We start from the raw sequence: 18,552 nt of genomic DNA on the forward strand, positions 1-18,552 counted from the left end.
GAAGGCATTTCCCAGCGCCGTTGGAAACGGTTCATGGCATATACTGCAACATACGAGCGAAAGTGCAAGCCTTGTTAATTTCTTTCGCCATTTCAATCGCCTTGACAATGTTCGGGGGCGTTGTTACCCATTGCCTGGTGAAACGGTTCATTGTCGTTGACAACTCAGGTGGAGCTGAGCCCAGGACCGTCGGGAGGAAAGAAATGTCTAATTCCAAAAACCATGAATCCGTCTTGATCAGCGCCTCGCGTCGTGCGGCGTTGAAGTTTGGTCTTGCAGGCACTTTGGTGCTTGCGCTGTCTTGCGGCGTGTCGCCCGCCTTTGCGGCCGGTAAGCCTAAGGTCGGCCTGATCATGAAGTCCTTGTCGAATGAGTTCTTCAAGCAGATGAAGGCGGGGGCCGACAAATATGCGGCTGAAAACAAGGACAAGTTCGACTTCAAGGCCGTCGGCATGAAGGACGAGCGTGATTTTGCCTCGCAGGTCGATGCGGTCGAAAACTTCGTGACGCAGAAATACGATATCATCGTCGTCGCGCCGGCCGACTCGAAGGCGATGGCCACTCCGCTTGCGAAGGCCGTAAAGGCCGGGGTCAAGGTCATCAACATCGACGTGCCGTTGGATGCCGACGCGAAGAAGGCAGCCGGTATCGATCTTGCCTTCTTCGGGCCTGACAATGCTGAGGGCGCCAAGCTTGCGGGCGATGCGCTTGCCAAGGATCTGGGGCCTGGCGCGAAGGTCGTGATCCTGGAAGGCAATCCTGAGGCTGACAACGCCAAGGAGCGCAAGGTGGGCTTCATGGACTCCATCAAGAACGGCAAGCTCCAGCTTCTCGACAGCAAGACCGCGCATTGGGAGACCGAGGAAGCGAACACCGTCATGACGAATTTCCTGACGAAGTATAAGGATATTCAGGGCGTCATGGCTGCAAACGACTCCATGGCTCTCGGTGTCGTCAAGGCGCTTGATGCATCCGGCCAGAGCGGCAAGATCAAGGTGGTGGGTTTCGATAACATTCCGTCTGTCAGGCCGTTGATCAAGGACGGCAAGATGCTTGCCACTGTCGAGCAGTATGGTGCCGAGATGGCAGCCATGGGCATCAAGTATGGCCTTCGTGAGCTCGCCGGCGAAAAATTCACCGGTTGGGTCAAGACGAACGTCACGCTCATTACCGCCAAGGATATCAAATAGTCGGGGCTTAGCTCCGAGGCTAAAGGAGGCGCCGGCTGCTTGGCCGGCGCTATTCGCTGCCCGATCGCTTTCATGTTGAATGCTCCGACGTCGCTCGTTTTCGAGCAGCCTGGGCGTCAGCCATGGCGGGTGGCCATTTCCGATCCGAAATAGACCATGCGTGAGGTGGGACGTGTCAGGCACACCAGATGACTACATCCTGAAGCTGGAAGGAATAGGTAAGCGCTTCCCGGGCGTCGTCGCGCTCAAAGATGTTTCCATTGGCATTGGTCGCGGCAAGGGACACGTCCTTCTCGGCGAAAACGGTGCCGGAAAATCCACGCTGATCAACCTCCTTGGCGGTGTCTTTAAGCCGGATGACGGTCATATCGTGTTCGACGGCCAGCGCTACGATCCGGCTTCTCCTCTGGAGGCCTTTAAGGCCGGCATTCGCGTCATCCATCAGGAACTGCATCCCCTATCCAACCTCACCGTTGGTGAAAATCTCCTTTTCGAACATCTCCCACGCCGATACGGCCTGGTGAACTACAAGCAAATGAACGCCAGGGCCGCAGAGTTGCTGGCAGAAGTCGGCCTCAACGTGGCGCCGACAACGCTTGCCAGCAGCTTGAGCCTAGCGCAGCTTCAGCTTCTCGAGATCGCCAAGGCGCTCTGTTACGAGAGCAAGCTTCTGGTCCTTGACGAACCGACGGCAACCTTGACCTCCAAGGAAGTCGATCGTCTCTTCGAAATTCTGAAGCGGCTGAAGGCACGGGGCGTAACCACGCTTTACATATCGCACAGGCTCGAAGAGATTTTTGAGGTAGGCGATGACGTGACCATCTTGCGCGACGGCCAACATGTGATCACGCGACCGCTTGAAGGGCTAGGAATTCCAAAAATCGTTGAACTGATGGTAGGGCGAACGCTCGCGAAACACGACGCTTTTCGCGGCGACAGCGTCATATCGGGTGAGGCGCTCGGTGTCTCCGGTCTGAAGGTGACGCACAATAGTCCAGAGCTGTCATTCTCCGTGGCCAAGGGTGAAATCGTTGGCATTGCCGGGCTTGTGGGTAGTGGTCGGACCGAGGCAGTTCGCGCCATATTCGGCGCAGATGCAAAAGCCGGGGGGGAAATTCGCATTGACAGTGAGCTGGTCGAGATCAATTCGCCCAGCGATGCTGTCGCGGCAGGGCTGTGTCTGGCAACCGAAGATCGCAAGATGCAGGGCCTGATGCTCGACATGAGCTGCGCCGAAAACACCACCATCACAGATCTCGGCAAAGTCTCCCGCAACGGCCTGATCAGCCGGAAGATCGAGAATGACAATTCACAGCGTCTCGCACGCGAGCTGCGCATTAAAACGCCGTCCATCCACCAGGTGGTCAGGACATTTTCCGGCGGCAACCAACAGAAGGTCGTCATTGCCAAATGGCTGTTCCGCGGCCCCAAAGTGTTGATTTTCGACGAGCCGACCCGCGGGATCGACGTGGGTGCAAAGGCCGAAATCTATGACCTTCTATGGAGGTTCGCCGCCGAGGGAAAGGGTGTTCTGGTCGTATCGTCCGATCTGCCGGAGCTCATGAGCATTTGCCATCGCATTATCGTTTTCTCGAACGGCAAAATAGCCGGAGAAATGCCTCGGGACCAATTCGAAGAGAGCAGGATCCTCTCACTCGCCTACAAGGAGTACAGTCGTGTCCGGCAACATTGAAAAAAATATGGAGGCGAAAGAGAGAAGCTTCTGGGACAAACTGATTCGGATATCGATGAAGGAAGCGGGCGTTGCCATTGCCCTCGTTCTGATCCTGATCTTTTTCTCGGCGACGGCACCATACTTCGCAACGCCGGAGAATTTTCTGAAGATCTTCGTGCAGATCGCCATCAATACCGTGCTCGCCTCGGGCATGACCTTCGTCATCCTTACTGGCGGCATCGATCTGTCGGTCGGCTCGCTGCTGGCGCTTTGCACTGTTATCGGGGCGACGATCATGGTCGATCCGAGACTTTCTCCCTGGCAGGCGATCGTGCTGGCTTCGGTAGCCTCGATGGGAGCGGGCGCCGTGCTGGGTGCGATCAATGGATGGGTATGCGAGAAATGGAAGCTTCCGTCCTTCATCGTGACACTTGGCATGTTGAACATCGCAAGCGGCTTGGCGCGCGTCGTCAGTGACAATTCCACCATTACCGGCCTGCCTCAACCTTTTGTCGATTTCGGAAACCTGATCTTCTGGGACGTATTCCCTTCAATCTTTCTGATTGCGATCGTCGTCGTGCTTATTGGCTGGTTCGTGCTGCGTTATACCGTGTTCGGGCGTTTTGTTTTTGCGATCGGCACCAATGAGGAAGCCGTCCGACTGTCAGGGCACGAGCCCAAAAGGTTCAAGATCGCCGTCTTCACGATTTCGGGACTGACGGCGGGCATTGCAGCTATGGTCTATCTGTTGCGCCTCAATGTCGGCAGCCCGGTTGCCGGTATTGGCTATGAGCTCAATGCCATTGCAGCTGTAATCATCGGCGGGACCAGTCTTTCTGGCGGCAAGGGATCGATTGTCGGTACGCTGGTAGGCGCATGCATTCTGCAAGTACTATCCACGGGCCTGCAACTGCTCGGCGCCGACGATAACATCAAGCCGATCGTCATTGGCGCGGTCATCGTGCTGGCCGTCATTCTCGACAGCTACCGCGGTCGATTGATGAGGATATTGGAAACGCGATGAATGATATTCAACGTGCCAGCCCCAATAGTGCGTTCGTCCTTGAAGCTGAAGTCGTTTCGATAATCTCGTCATTTCTGCGTCGAGCCGATTGTCTCGATGCCGAGGATGATGCTGCGTAGCGGATAGCCAGGTCTTGGGATAACACGCTCCGGAATAGGCGCTAACGGCTCCCCATCGAGGTGAGGGCGGACCGCTGTCCGTCCCTGACCGGTGGCAGGCGCCAATTTATCGCAATGGCACCGTACTGAAACACGATCGAGGTCGTGCGAAGCGATAGTTACTGACATGATTTCATTCTATTGATTTCAAGCCGCCGTGGGTGACTGTCATGCTTTTTATTCCATTTCCCTTTGCCGTCGCCATCGTGCTGCTCGTGCTGTTTGCCGTGGTGTTCAAGCCGGATGACGAACGCCCCGCCAACGTCCCGTTCCTTGCGCTTATTCTGGTTAGCGCTTTCCAGTCCGTGTTGTCAGGGTTGCGATGGGGTTACGGGGTCCAGGCCGTTATGTATGTGGCCCCTTTGGTCGCGGCGATTATGCCGCCGCTGGTTTATGTGGGCGTGTTCCAGTTGGTCAGGAAGAGCGGGCAACCGCCTTTCCTGCGCGCCGGCATTCATGTCGTGCCGGCGATCCTCGTTTTGATATCGATGATCGTTTGGCGCGACGCGATCGACGTCATTCTTGTTGTCGTCTTCGTCGGCTATGCGGTTGCCATATTGCGCCTGATGCGGCCGGGAATGGACGCCCTTCGGCTTGCTGCCCTCGACGAAGCCAGGCCTACCTATTATGCGATCCTGTTTGCGGCTGCCTCGCTGCTTCTTTCTGCGGCACTCGATACAGTTGTAATGTTCGATTTGATATGGACACATGGCCGCTACGCGCCGACGCTCATTGTCGGTGGGAACCTGGTGGCGCTCGTCATCTTATCCACCGCGGCCGCGGCGGCCAGCCGTGGTGGCGCAGCGGCAAGGGAAACGCCCGACATCGCCGAGGTCCCGAAAGCGGATACGGGCGATATCGAGACGATGGCTGTCGTTCAAGCGCTGATGTCGGACAGGCGGCTCTATGAGGATCACGATCTGACCTTGAACAGACTGGCGCGCAAAGCCGGCCTGTCGACGCGTCAAATTTCCGAGGCGATCAACCGCGGCACCGGAAAAAACGTCTCGCAATATGTCAATGAATTTCGTATCGCGGCCGCCTGCAAGCTGCTGACCGAAACCGAAAAGTCGGTCATCGAGATCATGTATGCGGTCGGCTTTGAGACGAAATCCAATTTCAATCGCGAGTTCCGCCGCGTGACCGAGGTCACACCTGTGGAGTGGCGGAAGAAGACCATGGCAGCCGCATAAGGAAGGCAAAGGTGCCAGATCGCGATCGAGGACGATCTGGAACGCGTTCGAGGTCGAACTTCCTCCCGTCCCGTTCATGTTGGCGGCATGAATACGATCACCGAAGACAATCGCAAGCTCGCCGAAACGCTCAGGTCGCTTTCCCTTGGGCCTTCGTTCCCATCATTGGAGCCGCCGGCCAAGAAGAGTCGACGGCTTCTGCTTTCCAGTATTTTACTTGCGCTCGGTGCAAGCGCGATCACGGTCGCCATCTTCTGGTCGGAAATCACGCCTCGGCTCAAAGGAATGGTGCAGCAGAAGCCGGAAATCGCTCTCGCGCCGAGCATCGGGCGGACGAGTGACCAAACGGGCCTGACAGCAAGCTGGGCGACCGCAGACGTCAGCGCATCCACTTCGGCTCTCAATCCACCTCGATCGGCGACCGTGCCGGAGATAACCGGTTCCGGCTATGTCGTCGCTCCCAGCATCGTGACGGTCTTTTCCAAATATGAGGGAGAGATCGCCTCGGTCGCGGCTCGGATCGGCGATCGCGTCGAAGCGGGGCAGGTTCTCGTTGGGGTCGACGATATCAGCGCCGACCTCGCGCTCGAGCAGGCCAAGGCGGACAGCGATGCCGCCAAGCTAGTCTTTGACGGAAAGATCCTGGAACTGAAGCAGGCGCGCAGCACCCTGGAGCGCAACGAGGCGCTTTCCGCAAAAAGCGTCGTCTCGGCACAAACCGTCGAGGAAACACGAACGGCGAGAGATACCGCCCTCAATGCTGTCGATCAGGCACGCCAAGCTTACGCCAAAGCGCAACTCGGCGTTAAGATCGCTGAGGAGCATGTCGATGCGCTGACGGTGAAAGCTCCGATCTCCGGCACGGTAACGCGGCTCGATGCCCATGTCGGTGGCCGCGTTCTGGCCCGGGTAGACAGCATCAAGGAAAATGAAAGCCTTCTGACGATCACCGATACAAGCAGCCTCGTGATCGACGCTGATGTTGCCGAAACCAATATCGGCGCGCTTCGGCCGGGCCTTCGCGGCGAAGCCATCCTCGATGGCTTTCCCGACAAGGCCTTTGCCATCGAGATCCTGCAGCTTTGGCCGATCGCTTCGGCCGAGAAAGGCACGATTACCCTGCGCCTTGCGCTCCTCAACCCACCCGAGGGCATCATGCCCAACATGGCTGCGCGCATTCGTATTTCGATCGCTTCAGCACAACAGCCAGGAGGCACTCTTCAATGACCTCTTCGACAAGCAAAGAACCCTATATCGCGCTCAGCGGCGTCAGGAAGGCATATAGGATAGGAAACGAGACCGTCCGCATCTTTTCCGATCTGGATCTCCAGATTGCTCGCGGCGAGTTCGTCGCGATCATGGGGCCTTCGGGGTCCGGAAAATCGACGCTGCTGAATATGCTATCCGGCATAGACAGGCCGGATTCAGGTCGTTTGCGCATCGGCGTCAGCAATCTCGATCAGATGGGCGAGTCGGCTCGCTCCGCCTGGCGCGGCCACAATATGGGGATCGTCTTCCAGTTCTATAACCTCCTGCCGATGCTGAATGCGGCCGAGAATATCGAGTTGCCGCTTCTGCTGAAGCCGCTCTCGTCCCGGGAGCGACGGGCTCGGGTCGACAAGGTTCTGGATCTGGTCGGACTTGCCGGACGCCAGAAGCAATATCCAAGGCTGATGTCGGGTGGACAGCAGCAACGCGTCGGCATCGCGCGCGCCATCGTAGCGGATCCGGCTTTGCTGCTCTGCGATGAACCGACGGGCGACCTCGATCGCAGATCGGCCGACGAGGTGTTGGAGATGTTGCGCTTTCTAAATCGGGAGCTGGGCAAAACGATCATCATGGTCACCCACGATCCGCAAGCCGCAAGCTATGCCAGCCGAACGCTGCATCTCGATAAGGGTGAGTTTGTCGAGGCGGGGAGGGCCGACGCATGACGGTCTTCGATCTCGTGCGAAAGAGCGCATGGCGAAAGCCGCTGCGCACTACGCTGCTGATGATCAGCGTGGCCACGGCCTTTCTCATTTACGGTCTGACGACGAGCTTCGTCGATGGCAGTCAGGGTTCGTCGGCGGCCAGCGACGACATTCTCGGCGTCATGAGTCAGGCCGGCCGCACCCAGCCGCTGCCGATCTCTTACCTGAACCGAATTACCGCCGAACCGGATGTGGCTGCCGTCGGCTATATGTCGCGCCTGCGCGGGTTTGCGACCGTCGAAAAGAACATTATCCCCGTGAGTGCCGTCGATCCTCGGCGTCTTTTGAGTTCGAACGGGAAGGAGCTCGGACTGACGTCCGATCTGATCGGTGCGCTCGGCAAGGACCGCAGCACGGTCCTCGTCGGCCGGGCGCTTGCCGACGCGCAGGGTTGGACGGTCGGCCAGAGGATCACGGTTACCAGTTTCGATACGGCGAAGCAGGACGGCAGCCGCGACTGGGCCTTCGAGATCGCCGGCATTTTCGAGGGCGAGAATGCCTCCACCGACACCTATTTCGTCATCGCCCAATACGACTATGTCAATGCGCTGCGTACCCGCAACAAGGATACGGTCGACGCCTTCATCGTTCGACCGCAACCAAATATATCGGCCGGGGAACTCGCTTCCAGGATCGACCAATTGTTCGCCAATTCAGCCGCGCCAACGCAGACCAGGTCGGAAAAGCAATTCCTCGAGGCCTTTCTGCGTCAGTATGCGGATATCGGGTTGATCGTGAACATGGTTGTCGGGGCGGCCTTCGTCACGCTGCTGATGATCGTCGGGAACACCATGGTGTTTGCCGTTCGCGAGCGTACCTTCGAGATCGGTCTCTTGAAAACCCTGGGCTTTTCCGGCTCCTGGATCATGGCTCTCATCCTTTGCGAAACACTCCTCATATTCCTGGTGGGCGGAGCGACGGGATTGCTGCTTGCACTGCTTGCAACGAGGATCACTGGCCCAGCAATCGGCTTGGTCTTTTCCAGCGTCATCTTTGCAAAAGCTCTCGGAATGATCGTTCTGCTTGCGCTCGTAACCGGAGCGCTTCCAGCCCTGAACGCACTCAGGATTCCGATCACTTCCGCATTCAGAACGAGGTAGATCCATGTCTTCCAATACCAGGCAGGCCGTCGTCATGATCCGGGCAAACCTGTTCAGCATGCCACGACGCGTCTCCATCTCCGCTTCCATGGTAATCTCCGTGGCGCTGGTCGTCTGTGTCCTTGCTGGTTTTCTGGCGATGGCGAGAGGTTTCGAAATGGCTCTGCAAAGTGCCGGTTCGAATTCGGTGGCGGTTATCCTGGGCGGAGGCACCAATCAGGAGGCTGGCTCCGACGTTCCAGCCTCGGTCATCCGCACGCTCGCTGCGATGACCGGCGATATTGGCGTCACGCGGGATGCAAACGGGACGCCGATCTTTTCGCGAGAAATCGTCGTCGCCGTCGATTCCAAGTCGGGCAGCGCTGTCACCGCGCAGACATTAGCTTTGCGGGGTATGGACGCAAGCGGCCCGTCGATCCGTGACAATATTCTTCTGTCGGCCGGACATCTATTTGCACCCGGTACGCGCGAGATCGTCGTTGGAGACCGCCTCGCGCTACAGTTTGGATTTTCGATCGGCAATGTGGTGCGGCTCGGTACGGTCGACTGGACGGTGGTCGGTCTGTTCTCGGCGCGCGGCAGTGCGTTCGAGTCCGAAATATGGGCCGATTTTGATGCGGTTCGCTCGGCTTTCGATCGTCAGGGACAAGTGCAAAGCCTGCGGATGCGCCTTGCCGACGCCGCCTCGCTGTCACGACTTCAGGATAGGCTCGACACGATCAAGACGCCGCCGCTGCGTGCCGTCGTTGAAGCCGAGCTTTATGCGGCGCAATCGGCCCGCACGGCAAGCTTGATCCGACTGTTCGGATGGCCGCTTGCACTGCTGATGGCGATTGGCGCGACCGCGGGCGCATTCAATACGATGATGAACTCGGTCTTAGACCGCACGGTTGAGATCGCAACGGTCCGGACGCTGGGCTTCAGCCGCATCTCCGCTTTTCTTGGGACCTGGGTGGAGGCGGTCCTGCTTGCGACCGGAGGCGTGATGGTCGGACTATTGGCCTCATGGCTCGCCTTCAACGGTTGGCAGGCAAGCACCGTCGGCGCCAATGGCGCTCGCATGGCCTTTCAGCTTTCCGTCACCGGCGATGTCATGGCAACCGCCGGTCTGCTTGGACTTGCAATCGGTATTCTGGGCGGCGCGTTGCCGGCAACCGTTGCAAGCCGCCTTCCCCTGACCGCAGCCTTGCGATCACGGGGATAGGGTCTTGGCGTGCCATCGCATGGTTTGGCGAAAATTTCAGGCGGCTTGTTCGCAGGTCTCCTTCAAGTTTCCTCTCGAGCAATATTCGAGCTCGAGCTCGAGCAGCCTTGTCGCCTGGGCAAGGGCATCTTCGGCTTCCGCGAACAACAGCGACTTATCACCCATTCTTGCCTCGCCATAATTTTGGGCGCGCAGCAAGACGAGTTCGGCCAGATCGAAGCATTCCGGCGTCGGTTGGACGAGGTTCAGGCAATAGCGCAGATTGATGGCAACCTCGACGGCAAATTCGGCCGCTGAGAAGCCTAGTATCGCACCCGGCGGGGCTATACGGGCCAGAAATATCCTCCAATTTTGGTTCATAATACTCTCCCATCGGACCGGTCGCGAAGCTGCTGACGCATCGCGCGTGCCAATTTTTTCAGAGACGGGATCCCGACCGCCGCATCTGCGTCGTCAGGGTCGCGCCGTGCCCGCAGTGATATCGGCCGGAGAAAATCGCTTTCAATAATGCCGTCATGCAATTGGGCTTCGGTCGGTCTCCTTCTCCGACGTTGGTCTGATGCCGTGCCAGCAAAAGGTCCCGGGAGCGATTGCTGAAGTCCCAGCTGAGCTTTGCCTGCGTGATAAACCTTGACCCGTCGCTGTGTTGCGACGATCTGATATGGAGATCGGAACTTACCAATCGGCGATGGAGGGCGGCGCTTTCGTGCCGGGGAACGATGACCGCCCGTCGCTGGAACTACTCCAAGCCTCAGGAGGCTACAGTTGTCACTGCGTCGAAAGCTTATCGCTGCCTTGCCATGCTTGTTGCTGACCTTCGTCAGCACCGCGCTGCCTTACACTGTCAAAATTCACGGTGGTTCCCCGACATTTGGCCCGCAGATGGCGGAGGCCAAGGGCGGGAACGGCAATGGCGGTGGCAATGGTGGCAATGGCGGGGGTAACGGGAATGGCGGAGGCAGCGGCAACGGCGGCGGCAATAGCGGCAACGGAGGGGGTAACGGCAATGGAAATGGGAAAGGCAACGACAAGGGCCAGTCGTCCAGCGCCAAGAGCGCGACGCAGAGCCAGGTCGATGCCGATCAGTCCACCGACGCGGGCAACGGCTCGATTACAGTTCGCCATCAGGATGGCATGAGCGAAAAGATACAGAGCGGACGCTACGTTATGCAGGATTCAAAGGGCCGCACGATCGTCAACCGCATTGCCACGGTTTCAGACGAGCAGCGGCTCAAGTCCTTCCTTCACTGACGGCGCCTTTCAAGCTCATCCCGGAATGCCATCGCCGCTTCCGTTCTATTGCTCACCTCGAGCTTGGTGAAAATCTGGGTCATGTGATGCTTGATGGTCTTTTCATGTAAATCGAGCTTCAACCCGATATGCTTGTTGCTCAATCCGGCGGAGGCCAATTCCAGCACCTCCCGTTCCCGATCGGTCAGCGCGGTGAAGGGATTTATTTGAGTGCTCGACCCGGTTTCCGAAATCAGGCGAGCCGATAGCGTCGGTGCGACATAGCTGTCACCGGCGGCGATGCTGCGAATGATGTCGGCGAGCATCCTGGATCCAACACCCTTCAGGACATAGCCCTTCGCCCCGCTCTTGAGCGCGGCCATGACGTCATCGCTCGCCTCGGAGACGGTCAGCATCACGATCTTCTGATCGGGTATCTTTTCGAGAATGAGAGGAACAGCCTCCAGCCCTCCTCCGGGCATCGAGATGTCGAGCAGAAGGATGTCCGGCCGGCACTCCGCCGCGATCCTCAGCGCGTCCTCCTTGCTGCTTCCTTCGCCGACGACGCTAAATCCATCCATTTCAGTCAGACTTCGGATGACGCCTTCCCTGAAAAGCGGGTGATCATCGATGACTGCCAAGCTAATTGATGTTGTCATGCCTGCTCCATTTCCTCGATGTTCAGAGCCATTCGAACGGTGGTTCCCCGGTTCGATGATAGAAGCGCAAACGTGCCTCCGAGGCTCTCGACCCGATCTCTGAGGCCGGCGAGGCCCAGTTTTTGCGGACCGACCTCTTTCGGATCAAATCCCGGCCCTTCATCGGCAACCTCGATCACGATCTGGCCGCCTTCCAAGGATTGTAAGACTTTTTGTCCGATCCCGCCGGCATGGCGATAGCCATTGTTCAAGGCTTCCTGGACAAATCGATAGACGCAGATCTTTGCGGAGTTGGAAAGATCAGCCGGTGTCGCGCCCACGACGAGCGAAACCCCTACGCCGGTGCGCCGCTCATGCGCGCGGATCGCGCGCGTCAACAGGTCGGTCAGATTGTCCGTCTCGATATGGGGCAGCATCAACCCGCTGCAGATGCCTCTGATTTCCGTCATCGCATCGTCGAGGCTGGCTTTGATGGTGCGCAGAGATGCTTCACGTTCTTCCGGCGCGGTGGCGGGACTTGTGAGGGCCTGGCTGTCCAGACGTAAAGAGGCATAAGCGACCAATTGGGCAGGGCCGTCATGCAGGTCGGCTCCGATTCGACGCAAATAGCTCTCGTTGAGCGCAGCCGATCGCTGCGTCGCGCGCTGAACGCGCGCGCGCAACGCCTCGTTTTGCAGAAGGAGCGCCGACAGCTCCCCGATACGGCCATTGAGAGCCTTGCGCTGATTATCGATGGTGCGGCTGCCGCGCAGGACGATAATCGACAAAAGCGCGAAGAATGTCAGTGTAAACAAGGCGACCATAAGCCAGCTCAACAGCCGGGCTTGTATCAGGCTTCCTTCGAAGTCGTTCGCCACTTCGTAAAACTCGGATACGGCAACAACTTTGCCTGACCAAGGCTGTAATACCGGGTTGTAGATTTCCAGCAGCGGTTTGCCGCTTTCGCGCTCGGCAACGCTCTCCACATCATCGATCTGATTGAATTTCGCGACCATCCGGCCGGAAAAAGCGGTCTTCAGACTGTCTGAGAGCGGAAACTGCTTGCCGGAAAGATTTTTGTTATTGGAGTAAAGGATCGTCCCGTCGCTACGCCACAATCGGAACGAAAACAGCCGGGTACCAAGCGCGCCCTGACCGAGTGTCTCGTCAAGAGCCCGTGTTACGGTGTCATCGAGGACCTGGGTGGTTTGCATATCGGGTAGAAGTGGGGCGATGACGCTGTCGACGTAAAGGGCCGTCGTCGCCGCGGAATTGCGTGTCACCGCGTTTTCGATCAGGCCGGCAACGAAGGAGCCGACAACGATCATCGCACAGATCGCGACGAAGCCGCCCGCGAGCAAAAACTGTCTGGCCAAGGATTGAGAGTTCCAGCGTTCGATCAGACCTGCCAGAGATAGCTTGTGTTTACGATGTGCTCGCAGAACTGGCATAGTCAGCACTGATCTCCCAACCCCTTATAGCTATCCCAGCTGGATCGAGTGTCAACCATTGCCCGTCCGTACCGGCCGGGTCGTCACCTGAAGATGGTATTGTTATCCGGCCCACGCAATCTAAGGGACCATCGCACGGGATCAATCAGACGATGGTCCTAATACCCAAGGCATAGGTCCGACCGGTGTAGAAACGCGGGAATTCGGTAATATTGTAGGGCGTATTGATTTGCTGGCCGCTGCCCCAGGCGACGGACATTTTGTGAAGGAAATGCGCATGAAAATCGGCTCTATCATCGGTACCACAAGCCTTGGCCTGGTGTTGGCTGTCGCTCCCATGGTTGGAACTGCCGCCGGCTTCGTAGAGACGGCATTCGCAAAGGGCGGAAATGGCGGCGGCAACGGAAATGGTGGTGGTAACGGCAACGGCAATGGCGGCAGCCATGGCCAAGGAAATTCCGAGCACGCAAAGTCCGGTGACGACGATGCCAGCGGCACCGCCACGAATACGGCCACGGCGTCGGGCACTTCATCGTCCTTGTTGGCGCATCACCCCGACAAGCGCTCCCAATCCCATAGCGCGAGATCCCGTAGCGCAAGCGCGAAGGTCTCGAAGCCCGGCCTCGGCAGCCTGAGTTCGCTCAAGAGAGATTACCACGCCTACCTGAATTCGAAGGATCCCAAGATGGCGGCGCTCTCGGCCTATGTAAAGGCATATGCAGAGTTCGAGATGCAATACGGAACGACGGCCGTGCCGACCGATCCCGCGCTGAGCGACAGCGCTTTGCGTTCGGCACTGGCGCAGCTGTCGAACAAACCAGTGACGGACCAGACGTTTGCCGAGGCAAAGAGCATTCTCGGGGCCGGAACGAATACGGGAAAAATAGCAGAAGTTCGCGACGCCCTGGAAAAGCAATCCACGTCCCCGTCTCAGAGCGATAACGGGGTCGACGACTGAAGCTCTGCCATAGCGGCTTTGCAGCATAAGCAGATTGACTACCGCGCGTCGGCCTCGACGGTTCCTTAGGCCTTCCTTTGAGGGGTTCCGCTAAACTGACGCCACTTCATAGCCGGTCCGCCCACCGGCTCTATCGCCGGGTCGAGCTTTCCGCCCCAACGCTGCTCGATCCGGCGATAGGCAATTACAACCTGACGTTTCCACCAGATTGAATGGCCAAATGCAAAGCTCGGGAAAGGTTGGAGAGCGCGTATCTTCGCTCCCCACCTCGGTCACTTGATAATCTGGATGACCTTTCGCGATGACGGTTCAACAATCACGCGTTCGTGGTTGACCACCGCATAAGCATATCGTGGGTTTGTGGGAACGGTTCTCACCACGATGGTTTCCGGCAACGGTTGGCCGACCACCACCCGGTCGCGGACCACCATTCCATCATCAGGCAGCGGCTGTTCGCGGACGTAGGTAACCACCTTCTGCGGCGGCGGATCGATGGCGGTACCGACGATGGCGCCTGCCACGCCGCCTATGGCAGCTCCGACAGGTCCACCGACCACGGCTCCTGTTGCGGCGCCACCTGCCGCGCCGGTGACGGTCGACGACTGGGCGAAGGCACTTCCGGCGGCCAGGCCAAGCGAGAGTGCCGCAATACTAAGTACTTTCATTTTCATCAGAATCTCCTTTCACCTATTATTCGTCCGTCATCGACGGAGCTGTTGGTAAAACAGGACCTGACTGTAATCTGTTCCTTTCGTCGGGCTTCAGTCGATTGGGTTGAGACATCGGTCGCAAGGGGAATCGGACCAAAGCCTCAAATGCATGGGTTAATGCTCACTTGAAGCTCCATTGAGGCGCGGTCTTGTCGTTCGTCAGGTCCGTTCCATCCGCAGTGGAAATTCGCCACGGACGAGCAGAGGTTCGAAACCAGCCTCAAACCGGCCCAGCCGGATCAGTCCGGCCGAATATCGATAGCCGCCATAAAACAGCGCAAGATTGCCCCAGGGAGCGAAATAGCAGAGATCTCCCGCCCGTTCATTTCCGAAGGGGCCGCTTCCGGCCGGGGTCAGTTTTCGCGGCAGATAGGCGACCTTCTCGTTGTTCGCATAGTTGTCGATCGTCAACTCGAGCGGCAGCATGGATGCGAAATCCGCCGCCGATGGATTGTCATAAAGGCTCGCGATCATGTGCTGATCGTTGAATGTGAAACGTACCTTCATGCCATTTGTCTCCTGACTTGCCGGATCGCTGCCGTTCTGTGCGTTGGTAATGCCGGGACGAATGATGGTTGCGATTGCACCAGCGAGAACCGATCGGCGAGAGAATGATCCAGCCCTCATGTCAAATCCTGGTTGCCGAACGCCATGCAACGATGGCAAACAATGACGACGTAAGAAGCAGCGCTGCTGCAAAGGCAAACGTGACCCACCAGCCCGCGGCATCGAAGAGAGCGCCTCCGGCCGACGCGCCGATGGTGATGGCAAGCTGGATCGTCGCGACCTGGAGGCCGCCCCCGGCTTCCGCGTCATTCGCCATGTATCTGCTAAGCCAGGTGCCCCACCCGACCGGAGCTGCAGTGCCGAAGAAGCCCCAGCCCATCAGAAGCACCGCAGTAACGGAGGGCGATGTCCCGAACAGGACGAGCCCCGTTGCAATGATTGCCATCACGAAAGGGATCGCGGCGAGGATGCTGAACAGCCGTATGCGCAGCAAATGGCTGACCGCATACGTGCCGGCCACCCCTGAAAGCCCCATGAGCAGGAGAAGGAGCGACAGCGTGGAGATGGAGACATCGGTGACGGTCTCCATAAACGGTCGCAGATAGGTGAACAGCGCGAACTGGCCCATGAAGAGCATCATGACCGAGGCCATGCCAAGAGCGACCTGTGGCCGTGCGAGTAGACGAAACACGTTCGGCGGCTTCTCCTTCTCCCGCGAGGGGAGGGGTGGGAGGCTGATCCATTGCCAGACTAGAGCAAGCAATGCCAGCGGCACGACCGCGAAGAAGGTGCCGCGCCAGCCTATATAATTACCCAGCAGGCTGCCCAGCGGAGCTGAAATCGTGGCCGCAACGGCATTTCCGGCGTTGAGCATGGCCAGGCCCCTCGGCACCGATTCCTCGGGCACGAGACGCATGACAATCGCCGTCGACATCGACCAGAAGCCCCCGATCGCCACGCCAAGCAGGGCGCGACCAACCATGAGAACGGCATAATTGGGCGCCAGCGTTACGATAATACCCGACAGGATGAGGACGGCGGAGAAGCATATGACCACGAGCCGGCGGTCCATGCCGCGCGTGATATTTGAAATGAAGAGGCTCGTCAGCACCGCGAAGACGCCCGAGATCGATATGGCCTGTCCCGTCTGGCCCTCTGTCACGCCGAGATCGCCGGCGATCGGCGTAAGCAGGCTGACCGGCAGGAATTCGGAGGCGATGAGAACGGCGACGCAAAGAGCCATCGACAGCACGGCGCCCCAGGGGCGCTTTTCCTGGGCTGCCGTCGCTACGGATCGGGTGCTGTCGTGCGGGTCGGCGATGTCGCCGTCCAATGGTCGTGCGAGTGATTGCTGTGTCATGACCGCAAGATAGACGTTGCGCATTTCCATGATTAGCCATTGCAATTCGCTTGGACTTATCGATCTTTGACATCAATCGATGATCGAGTCGGAGATGAGAGATGAAGCGCGAAGACCTGAACGAGATGCTATGGTTCCTGGCGGTCGCGGAGGAACGGAGCTTTACGAAGGCCGCGGCGAAACTCGGTACGTCTCAGTCCTCGATCAGCCATGCGGTCAAGCGCCTGGAGGCCCGCATGGGACTTCGCCTTTTGACGCGCACAACTCGCAGCGTCGTGCCCACGGACGTGGGAGAGCGGCTTATCCGGTCGCTTGCACCGCGACTTGCGGAGATCGAGACCGAAATAGACGAACTCATGGTATTTCGGGATAAGCCTTCCGGCACCGTGCGCATGACGCTCTCGGACCATGCTCTCAACAGCGTCGTCTGGCCGAAGCTGCGTCCTATCTTGAAGGAATATCCGGACGTGAAGCTGGAGCTGAACATCGATAACGGTTTTCGAAACATCGTGGAGGAAAGGTTCGATGCAGGCGTCCGGCTTGGCGAAAGCCTGGACAAGGACATGATCGCCGTCAGGATCGGCCCCGACTGGCGCCTCGTCGCCGTCGCATCTCCTGAATACCTTTCCGTGCATAATGTTCCGAGCCATCCGGAGGAGCTTGTCACCCATATCTGCATCAATCATCGACAGGAACGATCGGGTGGCCTCTATGCTTGGGAGTTCGAGAAAGGCGGCAGGGAATTGCGCGTGCGCGTCAACGGACAGCTGACTTTCAACACTTCTTACGCAATGATCGACGCAGCCCTGAATGGATACGGTATCGCCTACCTGCCGGAAGATCTCGTTCAAGCGTCTATTGCATCGGGACGTTTGGTTCAGGTTCTGGACGATTGGTCTCCGGTCTTCCCCGGCTACTATCTCTGCTATGCGAGCCGGCGGCAGAATTCGCCCGCATTCAGGATCGTGATTGATGCCCTCAGGCAGTAGGGGTGGCGCTGTACGAAGGCCGTCGCGGGCGAATAAAGATCGAAGCCATTGGAGCGATGGGTATTGCCCTTCAGCTCGTCCGAAACAGCGTCGGCCAATCTCCGAGTTGGCTGCCGCCGCAGTTCCTTTGATAGGAAACCGCCGCCAGTTGAAACTGCATGCCATCCCATACCCATTCGGCGGCGAGCCCACAATCGCCGACTGCGCGCCCCCTGCCTGCCATCTGTAATGATCCCGTATTCGTATCGAAGCCCGGTTCCGTCAGTATTTTCATTTCGGTTCCGTCACCGCCGAGAGGAAGTCTGGGCCGAAATGGGACAGCGGAACCATTTCCGTTCCGCGGCATGATGAAGACTAGCGACGATCCTTGGTACGCGCCCATGATGCAGGGAATGAATACAAGGGCATGATCTGCGTCGAGGGGGTAAGCTTCCTCGTCAAGGCCTCCCTTCGAAGCGTCGGCCTGGCATTCTTCCACCTCAAACAGGGCCTTGCCGGAACCCTTGGCCAGCATGATAAGGCGTTGTTTCTCCGCATCCGACAAGGCGATATCAATCTTTCGGCGAGCGAGGATGGGCAAGGCAGGCGCGGCCGCGACGTTCGAAGCAGGAGCGGCTCCCTTCTTGATCAGGGCGGTAACATTGCCGAGGCGGCCTTGACGATCATCCATATGCAACAGCGCGGCGACCATGCCGTCAAGCGGAATGACGGCTTTAGCGTCTCCGACCTGCAATTCGGTGGCGTTGCGCAAAGCGGAAAGCAGTTCCACGACCGCCTCCGGGCTTTTGGTCGAGATTATTGTGAGATTTTCGTCGCGGCTGAGCTGCCAGGCCGAGCCAAAATGCAAAAGTGTACCATCGGCGCGAAATTCGTTAAGTTCGACTGGAAATGGAACGCTGATTGTCACCTCCGTGACCGCATCGGGACCAGCGGCGCGATGAAAGCGCAAGTCTGGGATGCTTATGATGCCGTTCGTGAAACCTTTAGCTTCGCAGGTCAAACCGTTGTCGCACGCAATCAGCCAGGATTTATACTGATCATACGAGGATTCCGCCGCGATTGCTGCGCCGCCCGGGGCGAGGCTTGAGAGCAGGATTGCCATGACGCGCTTATGGAAATTCTTCATGCAGATTTCCTCATCAGTCGCCCAGAATGCAGTGGCGAAATAAGCATTCCGGCCATTGCCAAGGGT

18 protein-coding genes are annotated in these 18,552 nt (G+C 58.2%); 11 read left to right on the forward strand and 7 right to left on the reverse strand.

Annotation, left to right across the window (positions count from 1 at the left end):
* The first annotated feature begins 203 nt into the window (after window positions 1–203).
* The 8 genes from HGP12_RS12805 to HGP12_RS12840 all read left to right on the forward strand — a co-directional run bounded on the left by HGP12_RS12805 (window position 204) and on the right by HGP12_RS12840 (window position 9,517).
* On the forward strand, window positions 204–1,190 hold the full coding sequence (locus tag HGP12_RS12805; protein ID WP_168840669.1) for a sugar ABC transporter substrate-binding protein: 987 nt from the start codon (window positions 204–206) through the stop codon (window positions 1,188–1,190).
* Between the two features lie 172 nt (window positions 1,191–1,362).
* Window positions 1,363–2,883, forward strand: a complete 1,521-nt coding sequence (locus HGP12_RS12810; RefSeq protein WP_168878983.1) for a sugar ABC transporter ATP-binding protein — start codon at window positions 1,363–1,365, stop codon at window positions 2,881–2,883.
* On the forward strand, window positions 2,867–3,889 hold the full coding sequence (locus HGP12_RS12815) for an ABC transporter permease (protein ID WP_168840667.1): 1,023 nt from the start codon (window positions 2,867–2,869) through the stop codon (window positions 3,887–3,889). Before HGP12_RS12810 ends, HGP12_RS12815 begins: the two co-directional genes overlap by 17 nt.
* A 328-nt stretch (window positions 3,890–4,217) precedes the next feature.
* The gene (locus tag HGP12_RS12820) at window positions 4,218–5,240 is read left to right on the forward strand and encodes a helix-turn-helix domain-containing protein (protein ID WP_168878984.1); all 1,023 of its coding nucleotides are present in this window, start codon (window positions 4,218–4,220) and stop codon (window positions 5,238–5,240) included.
* An 87-nt stretch (window positions 5,241–5,327) separates the two neighbouring features.
* On the forward strand, window positions 5,328–6,467 hold the full coding sequence (locus HGP12_RS12825; RefSeq protein ID WP_168878985.1) for an efflux RND transporter periplasmic adaptor subunit: 1,140 nt from the start codon (window positions 5,328–5,330) through the stop codon (window positions 6,465–6,467).
* Window positions 6,464–7,174, forward strand: a complete 711-nt coding sequence (locus HGP12_RS12830; protein ID WP_168878986.1) for an ABC transporter ATP-binding protein — start codon at window positions 6,464–6,466, stop codon at window positions 7,172–7,174. The genes HGP12_RS12825 and HGP12_RS12830 overlap by 4 nt, the downstream gene beginning before the upstream one ends.
* The gene (locus tag HGP12_RS12835; protein ID WP_168878987.1) at window positions 7,171–8,313 is read left to right on the forward strand and encodes an ABC transporter permease; all 1,143 of its coding nucleotides are present in this window, start codon (window positions 7,171–7,173) and stop codon (window positions 8,311–8,313) included. The genes HGP12_RS12830 and HGP12_RS12835 overlap by 4 nt, the downstream gene beginning before the upstream one ends.
* Window positions 8,314–8,317: 4 nt before the next feature.
* The gene (locus tag HGP12_RS12840) at window positions 8,318–9,517 is read left to right on the forward strand and encodes an ABC transporter permease (protein WP_168878988.1); all 1,200 of its coding nucleotides are present in this window, start codon (window positions 8,318–8,320) and stop codon (window positions 9,515–9,517) included.
* A gap of 36 nt (window positions 9,518–9,553) precedes the next feature.
* Here the strand turns inward: HGP12_RS12840 and HGP12_RS12845 are convergent, their stop codons facing one another.
* Window positions 9,554–9,877: a hypothetical protein gene (locus HGP12_RS12845; protein WP_168878989.1), complete on the reverse strand. Its 324-nt coding sequence runs from the start codon at window positions 9,875–9,877 to the stop codon at window positions 9,554–9,556.
* Between the two features lie 405 nt (window positions 9,878–10,282).
* Here HGP12_RS12845 and HGP12_RS12850 point away from each other — a divergent pair, with 405 nt between their 5' ends.
* Window positions 10,283–10,768 (forward strand): hypothetical protein, encoded by a 486-nt coding sequence (locus tag HGP12_RS12850; RefSeq protein WP_168878990.1) that lies wholly within the window; start codon window positions 10,283–10,285, stop codon window positions 10,766–10,768.
* Here the strand turns inward: HGP12_RS12850 and HGP12_RS12855 are convergent.
* Together HGP12_RS12855 and HGP12_RS12860 are read right to left on the reverse strand one after the other, a co-directional pair.
* Window positions 10,762–11,406, reverse strand: coding sequence for a response regulator transcription factor (locus tag HGP12_RS12855; protein WP_168840659.1), 645 nt, complete (start codon window positions 11,404–11,406; stop codon window positions 10,762–10,764). The genes HGP12_RS12850 and HGP12_RS12855 overlap by 7 nt on opposite strands.
* On the reverse strand, window positions 11,403–12,836 hold the full coding sequence (locus HGP12_RS12860; protein ID WP_168878991.1) for a sensor histidine kinase: 1,434 nt from the start codon (window positions 12,834–12,836) through the stop codon (window positions 11,403–11,405). The genes HGP12_RS12855 and HGP12_RS12860 overlap by 4 nt, the downstream gene beginning before the upstream one ends.
* Window positions 12,837–13,113: 277 nt before the next feature.
* Here HGP12_RS12860 and HGP12_RS12865 point away from each other — a divergent pair, with 277 nt between their 5' ends.
* Window positions 13,114–13,794, forward strand: coding sequence for a hypothetical protein (locus HGP12_RS12865; protein WP_168878992.1), 681 nt, complete (start codon window positions 13,114–13,116; stop codon window positions 13,792–13,794).
* 272 nt (window positions 13,795–14,066) lie between these two features.
* Here HGP12_RS12865 and HGP12_RS12870 read toward each other — a convergent pair whose 3' ends face one another.
* The 3 genes from HGP12_RS12870 to HGP12_RS12880 all read right to left on the reverse strand — a co-directional run bounded on the left by HGP12_RS12870 (window position 14,067) and on the right by HGP12_RS12880 (window position 16,332).
* Window positions 14,067–14,465, reverse strand: a complete 399-nt coding sequence (locus tag HGP12_RS12870) for a DUF1236 domain-containing protein (protein ID WP_168840656.1) — start codon at window positions 14,463–14,465, stop codon at window positions 14,067–14,069.
* A 198-nt stretch (window positions 14,466–14,663) separates the two neighbouring features.
* Complete coding sequence (locus HGP12_RS12875; RefSeq protein WP_168840655.1) at window positions 14,664–15,131, reverse strand: cyclophilin-like fold protein; 468 nt, start codon at window positions 15,129–15,131, stop codon at window positions 14,664–14,666.
* A gap of 1 nt (window position 15,132) precedes the next feature.
* Window positions 15,133–16,332 (reverse strand): MFS transporter, encoded by a 1,200-nt coding sequence (locus HGP12_RS12880; RefSeq protein ID WP_409527212.1) that lies wholly within the window; start codon window positions 16,330–16,332, stop codon window positions 15,133–15,135.
* 140 nt (window positions 16,333–16,472) lie between these two features.
* Between HGP12_RS12880 and HGP12_RS12885 the strand changes: the two genes are divergently transcribed.
* The gene (locus HGP12_RS12885) at window positions 16,473–17,360 is read left to right on the forward strand and encodes a LysR family transcriptional regulator (RefSeq protein WP_168878994.1); all 888 of its coding nucleotides are present in this window, start codon (window positions 16,473–16,475) and stop codon (window positions 17,358–17,360) included.
* A 70-nt stretch (window positions 17,361–17,430) separates the two neighbouring features.
* On the opposite strand, the gene HGP12_RS12890 is transcribed toward HGP12_RS12885, so the two are convergent.
* Complete coding sequence (locus HGP12_RS12890) at window positions 17,431–18,486, reverse strand: DUF1176 domain-containing protein (RefSeq protein WP_168878995.1); 1,056 nt, start codon at window positions 18,484–18,486, stop codon at window positions 17,431–17,433.
* Between the last annotated feature and the right edge of the window lie 66 nt (window positions 18,487–18,552).

It is taken from the genome of Rhizobium sp. P28RR-XV (assembly GCF_012641385.1).
Taxonomy (GTDB): domain Bacteria; phylum Pseudomonadota; class Alphaproteobacteria; order Rhizobiales; family Rhizobiaceae; genus Rhizobium.